Origin of the sequence: Mycobacterium sp., from assembly GCF_036490025.1 — a bacterium.
GTDB lineage: Bacteria > Actinomycetota > Actinomycetes > Mycobacteriales > Mycobacteriaceae > Mycobacterium.
The window spans coordinates 26,099-39,999 of sequence record NZ_DASXEP010000137.1 but is presented as its reverse complement, the minus strand read 5'-3'; the positions used below and the strand labels follow the sequence as shown (position 1 = coordinate 39,999).

General features: G+C 64.8%; 12 protein-coding genes. 8 read left to right on the top strand and 4 right to left on the bottom strand.

The genetic code is table 11. The features are described from left to right. The first annotated feature begins 2 nt into the window (after positions 1-2). The 3 genes from VGG53_RS15530 (at position 3) to ngg (ending at position 5,837) form a co-directional block, all read left to right on the top strand. Positions 3-2,135 (top strand): hypothetical protein, encoded by a 2,133-nt coding sequence (locus VGG53_RS15530; protein WP_331518952.1) that lies wholly within the window; start codon positions 3-5, stop codon positions 2,133-2,135. Positions 2,136-2,241: 106 nt separating this feature from the next. Then, positions 2,242-4,047: an N-acetylglutaminylglutamine amidotransferase gene (locus VGG53_RS15525; RefSeq protein ID WP_331518951.1), complete on the top strand. Its 1,806-nt coding sequence runs from the start codon at positions 2,242-2,244 to the stop codon at positions 4,045-4,047. Continuing rightward, the gene (ngg, locus tag VGG53_RS15520; RefSeq protein WP_331518950.1) at positions 4,044-5,837 is read left to right on the top strand and encodes an N-acetylglutaminylglutamine synthetase; all 1,794 of its coding nucleotides are present in this window, start codon (positions 4,044-4,046) and stop codon (positions 5,835-5,837) included. Before VGG53_RS15525 ends, ngg begins: the two co-directional genes overlap by 4 nt. 1 nt (position 5,838) lies before the next feature. Here the strand turns inward: ngg and VGG53_RS15515 are convergent, their stop codons facing one another. Both VGG53_RS15515 and VGG53_RS15510 read right to left on the bottom strand, forming a co-directional pair. Next, the gene (locus tag VGG53_RS15515; RefSeq protein WP_331518949.1) at positions 5,839-7,020 is read right to left on the bottom strand and encodes a PrsW family intramembrane metalloprotease; all 1,182 of its coding nucleotides are present in this window, start codon (positions 7,018-7,020) and stop codon (positions 5,839-5,841) included. Continuing rightward, positions 7,017-7,676: a hypothetical protein gene (locus tag VGG53_RS15510; RefSeq protein WP_331518948.1), complete on the bottom strand. Its 660-nt coding sequence runs from the start codon at positions 7,674-7,676 to the stop codon at positions 7,017-7,019. The genes VGG53_RS15515 and VGG53_RS15510 overlap by 4 nt, the downstream gene beginning before the upstream one ends. A gap of 131 nt (positions 7,677-7,807) precedes the next feature. Between VGG53_RS15510 and VGG53_RS15505 the strand changes: the two genes are divergently transcribed. The 5 genes from VGG53_RS15505 (at position 7,808) to VGG53_RS15485 (ending at position 11,310) form a co-directional block, all read left to right on the top strand. Beyond that, positions 7,808-8,221: a DUF4267 domain-containing protein gene (locus VGG53_RS15505; RefSeq protein ID WP_331518947.1), complete on the top strand. Its 414-nt coding sequence runs from the start codon at positions 7,808-7,810 to the stop codon at positions 8,219-8,221. Between the two features lie 79 nt (positions 8,222-8,300). Further along, positions 8,301-9,272, top strand: a complete 972-nt coding sequence (locus VGG53_RS15500) for a zinc-binding alcohol dehydrogenase family protein (protein WP_331518946.1) — start codon at positions 8,301-8,303, stop codon at positions 9,270-9,272. Positions 9,273-9,300: 28 nt separating this feature from the next. Then, positions 9,301-10,176 carry a dioxygenase gene (locus tag VGG53_RS15495; RefSeq protein WP_331518945.1) on the top strand — a complete coding sequence of 292 codons (876 nt, stop codon included), beginning with the start codon at positions 9,301-9,303 and terminating at the stop codon, positions 10,174-10,176. A gap of 16 nt (positions 10,177-10,192) precedes the next feature. Next, the gene (locus VGG53_RS15490; RefSeq protein WP_331518944.1) at positions 10,193-10,744 is read left to right on the top strand and encodes a carboxymuconolactone decarboxylase family protein; all 552 of its coding nucleotides are present in this window, start codon (positions 10,193-10,195) and stop codon (positions 10,742-10,744) included. Next, positions 10,741-11,310, top strand: a complete 570-nt coding sequence (locus VGG53_RS15485; RefSeq protein WP_331518943.1) for a carboxymuconolactone decarboxylase family protein — start codon at positions 10,741-10,743, stop codon at positions 11,308-11,310. Before VGG53_RS15490 ends, VGG53_RS15485 begins: the two co-directional genes overlap by 4 nt. Here VGG53_RS15485 and VGG53_RS15480 read toward each other — a convergent pair. Together VGG53_RS15480 and VGG53_RS15475 are read right to left on the bottom strand one after the other, a co-directional pair. Next, entirely contained in the window at positions 11,300-13,204 is a 1,905-nt protein-coding gene (locus tag VGG53_RS15480) for a YhgE/Pip domain-containing protein (protein WP_331518942.1), read from the bottom strand. The two genes, VGG53_RS15485 and VGG53_RS15480, sit on opposite strands and share 11 nt — an antisense overlap. Positions 13,205-13,206: 2 nt before the next feature. Beyond that, entirely contained in the window at positions 13,207-13,881 is a 675-nt protein-coding gene (locus VGG53_RS15475; RefSeq protein WP_331518941.1) for a hypothetical protein, read from the bottom strand. Positions 13,882-13,901: the final 20 nt, after the last annotated feature.

The following is a 13,901-nucleotide window of genomic DNA, read 5'->3' as shown; positions in this document are numbered from 1 at the left end:
GCATGCGTCGCCCCGACACGATCATCGAGATCCATCGCGAACGCGTCCAGGATCAGACCGTCGAAATGTTCGGTGGCGACAAGTACACGAAGTCCGTCGACGGCCCCGGCTACTCCGCGACAGCCACCCTCGACCTCACGCTGGACCGCGTCTGGTTCGTCTTCGATGCACAGCAGCGGCTGTGGCAGGAGGTTGACGAAGATGAATCCCACGACCCGCTAAGGCATTTCGCGATCGATCTGACCATCTTCGATTCGAAGATCGTCATCGATTCGGTGACCTGTATCCCGCTGGTGTCATTGCCGCCGACGACGATCACGATCCCTGAGGGTCCGCGCGCCGAGGAGTCGCGCGAAATCCCATACAACGAGATCCCGCTGTTCGGACGGTTGACGATTCATGACCAGCTCGAGCCGCGGCAAACCGAGCGAGGCAAGCAGACGATCGCGCTTGACTTCACCACGCAGGATTCCCCTGTGCTGCTTGCCAACTCGCTGAGTGGAGACTACGGACCGCGCTTGTTCGGCGCGCACATCGATCGGCGCTCCGACGGCAGCATCGCTTTGACCGGTCAAGACCCCCGCATCAGCTGGGAACTCGACTACGCAGAGGCGTACTGGATCACCCACAGCATCGCCGGAGAGCTGCTGGTGAACCTGGAAAAGCTGCAACACCCCAGGCTCTCCGACGACCAAGCCAGAATCAGAGTGCTCGATTCGCTGGCCACCCAGATCTCCGACGCTGTCCGTCCCAAACTCGCCGAGATGGGCGTCGACGGGGTGATGGACCTGCTGCCCGCTGCGATGGACGTCGACCCCGAATCGCAGGACGACAGCGCGGTGAAGGTGCTCGACGCCGTCGTGCAACGCTTCGACGTCGGCGGGGTCGCGCACGAATCCATGGTGGTCCAGCTGCAAACACTGCGCGCATTGCCGCTCGGAGAAGAACTGCCTGCATCGATCCTCGCCGAAAACCCTGATGAGAGAACCGGATTGGCTGTCACCGGCTGGAGCATTCTTCGCCAGGTCCGTGACACGGTGATGAACACCTTCGATCTCGACTACAGCGATTTCGACGCCGACGTGCCGTGCCTGCTGGCAGGTCCGAAGACCATCACGATCGGCGGGCAGGACCGCTGCCTGCAGGCTCTTGACGCCGACATCGTGCCCCGCACCCAGGACGGCCGGTTGGTCGTCGACGGCACCGTCAGCGCCGAAACCACGCTCTACGACTTCAACGCGACCTTCAAGGTCACCTACGAGATGGGCCTCGATGACATCCCGCGTGATCCGGATGCGCAGGAGGCCCGACGAGCCGACCTGGAAACCATCGAGAGTCTCGAGCAGGCGTTGAAGGCCGCCGGCGACCGGAAACGTGCCGGCCAGTTGAGCAACCAGGACTACGAAGCGGAAGTCAAACGAGTCCGCGATCGGCTCGAGAACCTCCCCAAAACCGTCGGCGTGCGACCGACTCAGAATCCGCCCGAGGCGGAGGTCAATCCGGACTTCAGCCTGACGGTGCCCGGCAAGGTGGCCGCGGCCGCCGGCGCTGCGGCTACCGTCGGATTGCTTGCGTTGCCGGTGACGTGGGCCGCGGGAGCGGCCGGAGTGGGGGCTGCCGGCGCCGGCGGTCTGCTGACCCTGGCGATCGTGCAGTACCTCACCACCGTGCTGACCATCGACTGGTTTGGTGTCGGGCTCGGATCGCGGCAAGTCAAACAGTCGCTGAATGATCATCCGGAAGGCACATCGTTGCCCCCGATTGGCATACCGGTCGACGTGGATTTCAACCGGCAGCGCCTCGCGGTGTACTTCCGTCCGCTGCCGGCCAAGTTGTGGATCGGTTGCGTGACGACCGACAACGAGGAAGCTGACCGCACCGAGGTCCGGCTCGTCGGCGGTCGCTGGCCCACCGACGGTCAGCCGTGGAAGCTGTCTAACGACGACGCCATGCTCTACGCCGAGTCCGGTGAACTGCAGTTGCGGATGGAACCGGACAGCGTCAGCGGTGACGGGCCGGCCATCAGCGTTGGGACCGCCGCCGATGGCCGCCGTTACCTTCAGGTGGACAACGAGGACGCCGACAAACTGCAACGGCTTCCGCGGTGCTGTGGTCAAGACAACGAGATCGACTGAAAGTGAGCCCCCGAGGTGGAACGAACGGACAGTTCAAGACTCATCTGCAGTGCGCCGCCGGGTCAGCGGCGCGCACGTCGGAATCGACGTCTGTAGGGTTGTTCAGGTGTGTGGAGCCACCGGTGAGGTGCGACTCGACGGCCGAGCGCCCGATGTAGCAGCGGTGGCGGCGATGGCCGCCGTGATGACGCCGCGAGGGCCGGATAGCTCGGGCGTTTGGTCACAAGGTCGAGTCGCCTTGGGTCACCGTCGTCTCAAAATCATTGACTTGACCGAGGCCGGCGCTCAGCCGATGGTCGACTCCGACCTGGGGCTGACGATCGCCTGGAACGGCTGCATCTACAACTACAAGGAGCTCCGCAGCGAGCTCCAGGGTTACGGCTACCGGTTTTTCTCACACAGCGACAGCGAGGTTCTACTCAAGGCCTACCACCGCTGGGGCGATGACTTTGTCAGCCACTTCAAAGGCATGTTCGCATTCGCCATTGTCGAGCGCGACAGCGGTCGGGTGCTGCTCGGCCGCGACCGACTCGGCATCAAGCCGCTGTACGTGACCGAGGACAGTCATCGAGTCAGGTTCGCCTCGACGCTGCCGGCGCTGCTGGCCGGGGGCGGCGTGGACACGCGCATCGATCACGTCGCGCTGCACCACTACATGATGTTCCACTCCGTCGTGCCCGCGCCGGCCACCATCCTGCGCGGCGTGCGCAAAATCCCGCCGGCATCGCTGCTCGCCATCGAGCCCGACGGCCGCCGCGTCGCCACCACCTACTGGACGCCGGACTTCAGCCGGCACGCGGATCGTGCCGACTGGTCCGAGCGCGACTGGGAAGACGCCGTGCTGTCCTCGCTGCGGACCGCCGTGGAGCGTCGACTCGTCGCGGACGTTCCGGTCGGATGCCTGCTTTCCGGCGGGGTGGATTCCAGCTTGATCGTCGGCCTGCTCGCCGAAGCCGGTCAGCACGGGCTGTCGACGTTCTCCATCGGCTTCGAGTCGGTCGGCGACGTCCGAGGTGACGAATTCCAGTACTCCGACATCGTGGCCAAACGGTTCGACACTGATCATCACCAGATTCGTATCGGCACCGAGCGCATGCTGCCCGCGCTGGACGGCGCGATCGGGGCCATGAGCGAACCGATGGTCAGCCACGACTGTGTGGCCTTTTATCTGCTCAGCCAGGAAGTCGCCCGACATGTAAAGGTCGTGCAATCGGGACAGGGCGCCGACGAGGTGTTTGCGGGCTACCACTGGTATCCGCCGATGGGGGCACCGGCCGCCGCCACTGTCGAGGGCTCGGTCGCCGAATACCGGACTGCCTTTTTCGACCGTGACGAGGCCGGCCTGGCCGCCCTTCTCGCGGCGGGCAACGTCGCGCCGGGAGATCCAAGCGAGCGTTTCGTCACCGAGCACTTCGCCCACGCCGGCGCCGAAACCGGCATCGACCGGGCACTGCGGCTCGACACGATGGTGATGTTGGTCGACGATCCGGTCAAGCGGGTCGACAACATGACCATGGCGTGGGGGTTGGAAGGGCGGGTTCCTTTCCTCGACCACGAACTGGTCGAGCTCGCGGCCACCTGCCCCCCAGAGCTGAAGGTCGCGCACGGCGGCAAGGGTGTTCTCAAAGAGGCTGCGCGACGGGTCATTCCGTCCGAGGTGATCGATCGTCCCAAAGGCTACTTCCCCGTCCCCGCGCTGACCCACCTCGAGGGGCCATACCTCGACATGGTCCGCGATGCGCTCTACGCACCGGTCGCCAAAGAGCGCGGGCTGTTCGACACCGCCGCGGTGGACGCGCTGTTGGCCGACCCCAATGGCCGGCTGACCCCGCTCCGCGGGAATGAACTCTGGCAGATCGCGCTGCTCGAGCTCTGGTTGCAACGCCATGGTGTGACCGGACCGGCGGCATGACCGCCACCGGTCCTTCAGGGGACCATACCGAGGCGATCACGCTCGGCCTGCACGACGCGTCGCCGCCGGATTTGGTGGACGCGATGGCCAAGGACGTCGAGCTTGAATTAGGCTGGGGCAGGCTGATTTTCGGCCAGACCTTCGCCGATCCCGACACTCTGGCAGAGGCGCTTCGACGCGAGGCGCCCGGGCGCCGCGACATCTGCATCTACGCGCGCGAATCCCACGTCGTGGTTGCCGGAGCGCCGTCGGAGCTCTTCATCGACCCCAGCCATACTTACCGGCTGCGCTTCACCGATCCGCCTCCCGGGGAAGAGCCGACGCCGTCGCCGGTCGGTGTCACGGTGCGCACACTCAACGACGCTGCTGATGCAGATCTCATGAACCGCGTCTACGTCCGGTGCGGAATGGTCCCGGCACCGGTCGAGGTGATTTGGGACAACCACCAGAATGAGCGCGCCGTCACCTACCTGCTCGCGGTGCGCGAGGACGACGGCGCTGTGGTGGGAACGGTGACCGGCGTCGACCACGAACTGCTCTTCTCCGATCCCGAAGAGGGTTCGAGCTTATGGACGCTGGCCGTCGATCCCGCGGCCGGGATACCGGGTGTCGGCATCGCGCTGACCCGAAAGTTGGCCTCGCACTTCAGAACCCTGGGCCGCGCCTACATGGACTTGTCCGTTGCCCATGACAATGCGGCGGCTATTCGGCTGTACGACAAGTTGGGTTTCCGCCGCGTGCCGGTGCTGGCGATCAAGCGGAAGAACGCGATCAATGAGCCGTTGTTCAGCCCGCCGCCGGAGACCGTCGACGACCTCAATCCCTACGCGCGGATCATCGCCGACGAAGCGTTGCGCCGGGGGATCTGGGTCGAGGTCCTCGATGCCGAGACCGGTGAGATGCGGCTCAGCCACGGTGGTCGAAGCGTGATCACCCGTGAATCCCTGTCGGAGTTCACCTCGGCAATTGCGATGTGCCGTTGCGACGACAAAAGGTTGACACGGCGACTGGTCTCGGATGCGGGAATCACCGTCCCGCGGGCCCGGTTGGCCACTTCCGACGAAGGCGACTACGAGTTCCTCGACGAGGTGGGGGAGGTGGTGGTCAAACCCACGCGGGGCGAGCAGGGCAAAGGCATCACGGTGGGCATCACCGTCGACGACGGTCGCGACGAGCTGTCGGCCGCGGTGGCGCGCGCCCGGGCGGAGTTCCCCGAGGTGCTCATCGAGCAGCGGGTGAATGGCGACGACCTTCGACTGGTGGTTATCAACGGGCAGGTGGTCGCCGCGGCCCTGCGGATGCCGCCCGAGATCATCGGAACCGGCGAGCACTCGGTGCGGGATTTGATTATCGCGGAGAGCCGTCGGCGCTCTGCGGCTACCGGCGGTGAGTCCCGTATCCCGCTCGACGAGCTCACCGAGGCGACTGTCGTCGAAGCCGGTTGGCAACTGGATAATATTCTCCCGCAAGGAAATCGGCTACGCGTCCGCCATACCGCCAACCTGCATCAGGGCGGCACCATTCACGACGTCACGCCCGAGGTGAATTCAGAGTTGTGCAAGGTCGCGGTGGCCGCCGCCGAGGCGATCGGCATACCGGTGACCGGGATCGACCTCCTTGTTCCCGACATCACCGGCGAGGACTACGCCTTCATCGAAGCCAACGAGCGACCGGGTCTGGCCAATCATGAGCCACAGCCCACCGCGGCGGCTTTCATCGATTTCCTGTTTCCCGGCCAGCCCGGCCAGCCCTTGGCGTGGACTCCCGAAGAATCTCCGCGGGTAAACTGATTCACCACGGCGACGGTACGCCGGCGCGGATCCGGGCGACCTCCGAGCGGGCGAAGCGCACCCGGTCGGTGTCGGTGCCACGCGCTGTGGCTAGTTCGTCGGCGAGCGCGTAGGCGGCATTGAGAATGTAGCGTGCGCGCCTGCGTTCGTGACGACTGCGGCCGGCTTTACGGTAAGCCTTGCGGGCCTTACGGTTACCGGCCATCGCGTCCAGTTCGACCGGAGTGATGACGTCACGGGCCTGTTCGGGAGCCATCACGTCGCGGACGAAGTCGCGTTCCCTGGATACGGTCAACTTGTAAACCCGCGCAACGATGATCAGCGCGATGACGACGGTCCCGACCAGCAGTCCGATCAGCGCTAGCACGTTGGGGCCGGCGGTGGTGGCCACCGAGTCCCAGGTCCCGTGCAACAGCATCGGTATCGCGATGAGAAGCAGGCCCCGACCGATCTTGCGCGGCTCAGCCGGCCGGCCGAAAAGGTAGACGACGCCGGCGCAGAAGATTGCGCTGTAGAGGATGTGAGCGGCCACCCCACTGACCATCCGAAGAACGATGGTCCCCACCGATGCCCCAATCTGGTTGGCGCCGAACTGGGTTCCGGCCGACGTCATGGCATAGGTGATGTCCTCGACAATCTGAAAGCCCAGGCCGATGAACGCGCCAAGGATGAACCCGTCGAACGCAGTCCGGATGTGCCGTCGCGCCAACGCGATGAGCAACAGCAGTCCCGATCCTTTGGCCAGTTCTTCGGTGAACGGGGCGGCGAGCCCGGCCCCCCAGTTCAGCGCCCAGACCTGACCGAAGGTCTTTGCGTACAGGGCGAGGATCGCGTCGTTGGCATTGGCGGCCATCGTGCCGGTGGCCGCGAACCCGCCCCACAGGAACGCGACGGCCATCAGCTTGTGCGGCAGTTTGGCGTAGTGGTCGATGCGGTCGGTGAACCACCAGAACAGAGCGGCGTAGATGGCGAATGACGTGACCGCCAGCCCGATCGCCTCGCCGTAGGCGTTGTATTCGCGGGCCAGTGTGGAAAAGAACGTGAGAACGCCGATCCCGACCAGTGCCAGATATCCCCAGAATGCAAAGTTGCGCGGCTGATAAAAGACGAACCGCCTGCCCCAGCCGGAAAGGTCGAGGGCGACCTCGCGGGCACGATCGAGTTCGGTGAGTGTCGTCGTCATTGCTTTTCCTGCCCGGATTCGCTGATGCTGCCGATCATCCGCAGCACCGCGGCGCTCGGTTCGGAACCGGCGTCGGTCGGTCCGGTCGCCACCGCTTCGACTCCGCGTCCGTTGAATACGAACGCGGCAATCAGGCCCGCGGTGTGCGGCCCGGTGACTCGAACTGTCGCGCCCTGTTTGCCCTGAGTGGTGACGATGTTGGCGGGGGCGCCGGTGATGTGGACGCCGCGGCCTTGGTTGAGCGCGTCGGAGGTCGCCTCGATCTGATCGAGCAGTTGATCGGCGTCGCCGTGGAACGATCCGGTGCGGACGGTGAACTTCAGCGCCCCGTCTTCGACAGTCGCCTTCGCGGGGTATTGGCCGGATATCGGGCCGTGCCCGGCCCGAACACCGGAAGTGATGCCCCAGCCGGCTTCCGGGATGAACGTCACCTGGCCCTCGAGCTCAACGACATCGCCGGCTCTGACGATGTCGTGATAGGGCACGGTTGCATTGATGACCGGCAACACCACCGACATGATGAAGACCAGCGCGAACACCGCCAGCGTCGGGCGTAGCGTACGCCGATCCAGACCGAGCCGCCGCTCATCGGCCGGCACCCAGCCCTCGTCGGGTTCGAATCTCGGTGCTGAGGCCGGTGGGGATACTTCGATCATGGTCTCACTTCCTCGTTGGCTCGATGAATTGTGGCATCCGGTTGCGCGGCACGAACGTCGACATGGTGGGAAATTTTCCGCGGTATCGCTCAACGACTCGACGCTCGTCGAACCATCTAAGCTGTGAACCCATGACTATCGACCGTTTGGCGCTGGCGGCAGGCAGCATCCGACTTACCTCGGGCATCTCGTTCCTCGTCGATCCGCTGCGGGCGAACCGGCTGTGGGGCGATCCGGAGCAGCCCACGCCGACCGCGCAACTCCTGCTGCGGTCGATGGGATATCGCGACGCGTTGATCGGTGGGCTGCTGGCAGTTGCGGCGTTGCGCGGCAAAAACACCCGCGGATGGTTCCTGGCCTCCGCCGGTGCGGACGCTGCCGACCTGCTCGGCGGAATGAGCGTCCATCATCAGATGAAGCGCTCACAACAACTGATTGGCATGGGCGGCGCCGCCATCGGTGTCGGGACTGGGCTGTGGGGCGCGGCGCGCCGGACTGCCAGAGGTATCGAGACGCCCGCTTCGGCTACCGGCAAAGCTCGGTAAGTCCTTGTGCGTCAGTCGACGTGACGCATCAGGGTGTCGGCGAGTGCGTTGACTGCGGGTTCACAGGGAGGACGGGCGCATGCGGGCTCTGCGTTTCACCGAGTTTGGCGACCCGAACGTTTTGCACGTGGCGGATGTACCGGATCCCACCGGGACGGCACGAGAAGCGGTGATTCGAGTGGACGCCGCATCAGTCAACCCGTCCGACGTGAAAAACGTTGCCGGGGCGATGGATTGGACAGTGCTGCCGCGCACGCCCGGGCGTGATTTCGCCGGCGTGGTGGTCAGCGGCCCAGCGGAGTGGGAAGGAACCCCGGTCTGGGGCACCGGGGGAGACGTCGGGTTCACCCGCGACGGTTCGCACGCGGAGTTGATGTCGGTGCCACTGGAAGCTCTGGTACGCAAACCCGAACGATTCAGCTTCGACGAAGCCTCCACCGTCGGCGTCAACTTCGTCGTGGCGTGGTACGGGACGGTGGAAACCGCGCAGCTGGCGGCCGGTGAAACCGTAGCTGTGTTCGGCGTATCCGGTGGTGTGGGAGGCGCAGTGGCACAAATCGCTCATGCGCTCGGCGCCAACGTGATTGGCGTAGACCGGCGCCCACCCGGGTCTGACACTCCCGCAGCGGCGGTCATCGATCACTTCATCACCTTCGACCCGGTCGCCGACGTTGGCGCAGCGATCACAGAGCTGACTGACGGCGAGGGCGCTGACGTGGTGTACGACGCGGTGGGCGGTGTGACCACGCCGTCGGCCCTGTCCGCGCTGACCCACCGGGGCCGGCTGGTCGTGATCAGCGCCGTCGGCTCGCCTAACGTAGAAATCAACCTGCGCGACCTGTATCACAACGAAACCCGCATTCTCGGTACGGACAGCGGACGCCTGAGCGTCACCGACTCGGCGCGACGGCTCGCGCAGATGGCACCGTTCTTCGAATCCGGCGCGTTCCGACCGCTGCCCATTGCCGGCAGCTACTCGCTCGACGACGCCAGTGCCGCGTACCGGGCCGTCGCCGACCACACTGTCGGCCGGGTTGTGATCCGGCCCTGATGCTCCGATCGCACAGAAAGGAAAGGCATTGTCATCCGACTTGAACGAACACACGATCACCGGGGCCGTCCAGCGGACCTTCGACGGCGCGACCGATGATCGCTTCCGGCAAGTGCTCGTCTGCCTGGTGCAGCATCTGCATGACTTCGCGCGTGAGGTGCAGCTGACCGGTGAGGAATGGTTCACCGCAATGGATTTCCTGGAACGAGTCGGCAAGATATCGACCCCTACGCGTCAGGAGGTGATGTTGCTATCTGACATTCTAGGGTTCAGCATGCTGGTGGACGGGATCAACCAGCGCAGCGGGTCATCGGTCACCGCCTCGGCTTTGCTCGGCCCGTTTTACGTCCAGGGCCGTCCGACGGCCAACAATGGGGACGACATCTCCGACGGCGTGGCGGGTACGCCGATGTTCGTCACCGGTCGGGTCGTCGACGAGCGGGGCAGGCCGGTTGCCGGCGCCCATGTGGACACCTGGCATAGCGATGGTGATGGCTTCTATGACGTTCAGCAGGCCGAGAAGCTGCACGACGAGTTCGCCATGCGGGCACTGCTGACCACTGATGACGACGGACGGTTCTGGTACCGATCCGTCACGCCCCACTACTACCCGGCGCCCACCGACGGCCCGTGCGGGGAAATCATGCGTGCCGCAAACCGATCCGTCATGCGCCCGCAGCATGTGCACTTCTGGTTCCGCGCGGACGGCTACCAACCGCTGATCACCCAACTGTTCTACCGAGACGATCCGTACATCGGCCGCGACGCGGTCTTCGCGGACGTGGAATCGCTGCAGGCGGATTACGTGCGCCACGAGCCCGGGGTTGCCCCAGACGGCACGACGGTCGAGGAGCCCTTCGTAACTCTGGACTGGACCTTCACCCTCGCCGCCGACACCGAATAGCAAAGGGACGAAGCCAATGTCACGGATACCGCTCGCCGGAGTCGAACAACAACCCGAACCCATCCGCGATTTCATGGCACGCCGCGGTGCACTCAACGCGTTCCGACTACTCGCCAACGCCCCCAACGTGTTCGTCGGCTGGTCGCAGATGGTCGACGAGTTGTTCGACAGCCCCACCTACAGTCTGAGGATGCGGGAAGTGGTCATCCTGCGGGTGGCCCGACTGCAGAACTCACGCTACGAACTCGGCCAGCACATCGAGATCGGCCGTGAGGCCGGCCTGACCGAACAGCAGATCAGTGCGATCGTCGAGACCGAAGACCTCGACGCGGCCGGCTTCAGCCGCACCGAGCGCCTGGTATTGGACGTGGTCACCGAATTGTGCAGCACGCACCGTCTCAGCGATGACTCATTCGCCACCGCCCGTGCCGAATTGGGTGACGGGGGACTGACCGAGTTGCTGATGATCGTCAGTTGTTACTACGGGCTGGCCTTGGTGCTCAACGCAGTTGACCTCGATGCCGACACCGACGCCAGATTCCAGGCCCGAGGAGGACAAACCCAATGACCCGGATCGCCTACCGTGAACCGGAAGAGATGACGCCGCAGGCCCGCGAATTGACAAGAGCACGTGGCAATCTCAACGTCTACCGGGCATTGGCAAATGCCGAGAAGGTGTTCACCGGCTGGATGTTGGCCGGGAACGCCGCGCTGACCAGCCCGGTACTGCCGACCAGGCTGCGTGAACTCGTCGTGCTGCGCACGGCCTATCTGATGGACTGCCCCTATGAGCTTGGTCAGCACCGCGACGTGGCCCGCACCGCTGGTGTGGACAGCGACGAGATCGGCGCGGTCCTGTGCGAATCCGACTGGGGAACAAGTTCTTTCAATGCGGCCGAGCACGCGGTGCTGCAGTTGACATCGGAGTTGCTGACCACGCGGACCGTTTCGGCCGGGACCTTCGATGGCGTGCACCAGGAACTCGGCTCGGAGGCCACCGTCGAGGTGCTGATGGTGATCAACCGCTACGCCGGGCTGGCGCTGATGCTCAATGCCCTCGACGTCGACCTCGATGAAAGTGCCCGACTGCCGATCCCCGCGAGGCAGGATCGCACCGATGGCGTCACATTTTGATCGCCGGTATCAGCCTGTTGAGATTCCAGAGTTGATCCCGCCGTGCCGACAGGCACGAGATAGCCAGCGCGACAGCCGATATCGCGAACATCACGATAACCGCCTGCCATAGGCGGCCGTCGATCCCACCCAGTATGAGCTGGCGCAGCCCGTTGACGCCATAGGTCATCGGGTCGAAGCGGTGCAGGACCTGGAACGGCTTTGATGTGGTTTCCACCGGGTACATCCCGCCCGCGCTGACCAGTTGAAGCATGAGCAAGGCCATGATCAAGACTCGGCCCACCGCCGGGCCGACGAGCGCATTGATCGCCTGCGTCGCAGCTACGAACGCACAGGCGATGAGGATCATGAATGCCAGCATCGAGACGGGGTGCACCACGTGCATCCCGAGGGCGAACCGCACCACGCAGTACAGGATGACCGCCTGGAACATCGCGATCACCGCCGCGGGCAGATAGCTGGCCAACACCACGCGGATGGCGAGCACCTCCGCGGCGATCGCGCGACTCTGCAAGGGCCGCAGTACCATCCACAGCACCAGCGCGCCGAAGAACAGGGCCAGGGTGACGAAGAACGGCGCCATGCCGGTACCGAAGTTGGGGGCGGCATTCTCATGTGAGGTCTCGAGTTGTACTGGCCCGCCGATGGTGTCGGCGACCGCATCCTTCTGTTGCGTTGTCCAGTTGGGCACCTGGCTGGCTCCGTCGCGGAGTTTGGTCGCCAGCTCGGCCGAACCGGATTTGAGCTGCTGTGCGCCGTCGTCGAGTTTGGCTATCCCGCTTGCCAACTGGGTGTTACCCGCGGCGACTTGCGTGGCACCGTCGCGCAGTTGGGTGAGTTTGTTCGTCAGCTCCTGGCCTTTGCTACCGACTTGGTCGAGGGCCGACCCCAGTGGGCTGCCCGGTGCCCGCAGCCCCGACGTCATGGCGATCGCGGCGTTTTGCGCATCGGTGAGGCGTTGCCGGATTTGAGGCGTGAACTGATGTGCTCGGAGCTGATCCTGCACACCGCGCAGCGTGTTCGCCAACGGATCCTGTCTCGCGGACAGCTGGTCGATCACCGACGAAAGTGCACCGGCGGCATTGTCCTGAGCCGTGGCGATGCCGCCGATCTGATCATTGGCCTGCTGTAGCGCGGTCGCCCCCTGTTGCAGTTGGTCGGTGTTGCCGCCGATCAGGGACAGTGCTTTGGTCACCGCCAGCAGCGGCTCGGTGGACGAATTGATCCCGTCGGACAGCTGCTGCGCGCCGGTGGCAAGCGTCGCCGAGCCGGACCGGGCGGTGTCCAGACCGGCCGCCAGCTGACTGGTGCCGTCGGCGAGTTGGCCGGCCCCTTCGGCGGCCTGCTTGATGCCGGATCCCGACGAAACCACCACGGACAGCATCTGATTGACCGCCTGCCCGGAGATCCGGGACGAGACTGCGTTGAGTACCTGGCCGATCGCGGTGCGGCCGATGCTCGTCGAGATGTAGTTGTTGGCGTCGTTGTACACGGCGATCAGGTTGGCCTTTTTCGGCTGTCCGGTCACCGGCGATGCGATCGCCGCGCTGAAATCCGGTGGCAACTCGAGCATGAAGTAGTACTTGCCGTGTTCGACTCCGCGGTGCGCGTCCTCGGGGCTCACCACGTGCCAGTCGAGGCTGCGGTCGGCGGTCAGGCTCTTGGCGATCTCGGCGCCGGCGTTGAACCGCTGCCCGGACACCACCGCGCCGCGGTCGGAGTTGACCAGTGCGACAGGCATTTTGTTGACGTGGCCGAATGGATCCCAAAACGCCCACAGGTACAGCGCGCCGTACACCAGTGGCAACAGCATCAGCACGACGATTGCTGCCCGGGTCAGTCGGCTGCGGCCGAAACGTTTGATTTCCGAGCCGAATGCAAGTCCAGCCAGCATCGTCAGTCCCTCCCGGTCAGGATGCGGTGATCGTGTAGTTGGTGGTCCGGTGCGTCGGCACCGAGTGGATTGGTCACTCCGACAACGACGGTGCGCTGCGTCGCGAGCGCACCCAGCCGGTCCACCGCGATCGCACGGCGGGAGTTGTCGCGTACCTGCTCCAGGTCGCCGACCACCAGAATCGGCCGGTTCGACATTGTCGCGAGAGTGATCCGGAGCAAGAACAACTCCAGATCCGACAATTCGACGATGTAGGTCTCGGGAGACGGCGCAGGAGTCTCGCCGAACACCTCGGTCAGCTCGGTCCGGCCGGCCTGGCGAGGCACCGGCGAATACCACGGTGCCAGCCAGCGCCGCTGCTCGGCGAGCACGGTCTGTACCGTCACCGATTCCTCGAGCTCGTCGATGTCGGGAAAGGCCGCGATCGCGCAGTGTCGGCGGATTGCGCGCGGTTTGGTATCGCCGAGGACCGTCAGGGTGCCGTGGGCGGCTTTGAAGCGGCCCGCCAGTGTCAGCAACAGGGTGGTCTGTCCTGGTCCACCAGGCATCTGAATGGCGTGAAAGCCCGCCGTAAGCGCCACGTCGATATCGGAGAACAGCGGCCCGTGCTCGCCGTCCACGCCAAGTCCGGTTGCCGTGATCAGCGCAGGCACGTCGTTGTCGTCTTGTGTGTCCATCTCTTGCTCTTTTCGAAATG

What these genes read in the sequence shown, in the direction of transcription:
- VGG53_RS15530 (WP_331518952.1), top strand. Translation starts at nt 3, where the DNA reads ATGCGTCGCCCCGACACGATCATCGAGATCCATCGCGAACGCGTCCAG.
- VGG53_RS15475 (WP_331518941.1), bottom strand. Translation starts at nt 13,881, where the DNA reads ATGGACACACAAGACGACAACGACGTGCCTGCGCTGATCACGGCAACC.
- VGG53_RS15490 (WP_331518944.1), top strand. Translation starts at nt 10,193, where the DNA reads ATGTCACGGATACCGCTCGCCGGAGTCGAACAACAACCCGAACCCATC.
- VGG53_RS15510 (WP_331518948.1), bottom strand. Translation starts at nt 7,676, where the DNA reads ATGATCGAAGTATCCCCACCGGCCTCAGCACCGAGATTCGAACCCGAC.
- VGG53_RS15480 (WP_331518942.1), bottom strand. Translation starts at nt 13,204, where the DNA reads ATGCTGGCTGGACTTGCATTCGGCTCGGAAATCAAACGTTTCGGCCGC.
- VGG53_RS15485 (WP_331518943.1), top strand. Translation starts at nt 10,741, where the DNA reads ATGACCCGGATCGCCTACCGTGAACCGGAAGAGATGACGCCGCAGGCC.
- VGG53_RS15515 (WP_331518949.1), bottom strand. Translation starts at nt 7,020, where the DNA reads ATGACGACGACACTCACCGAACTCGATCGTGCCCGCGAGGTCGCCCTC.
- VGG53_RS15500 (WP_331518946.1), top strand. Translation starts at nt 8,301, where the DNA reads ATGCGGGCTCTGCGTTTCACCGAGTTTGGCGACCCGAACGTTTTGCAC.
- ngg (WP_331518950.1), top strand. Translation starts at nt 4,044, where the DNA reads ATGACCGCCACCGGTCCTTCAGGGGACCATACCGAGGCGATCACGCTC.
- VGG53_RS15505 (WP_331518947.1), top strand. Translation starts at nt 7,808, where the DNA reads ATGACTATCGACCGTTTGGCGCTGGCGGCAGGCAGCATCCGACTTACC.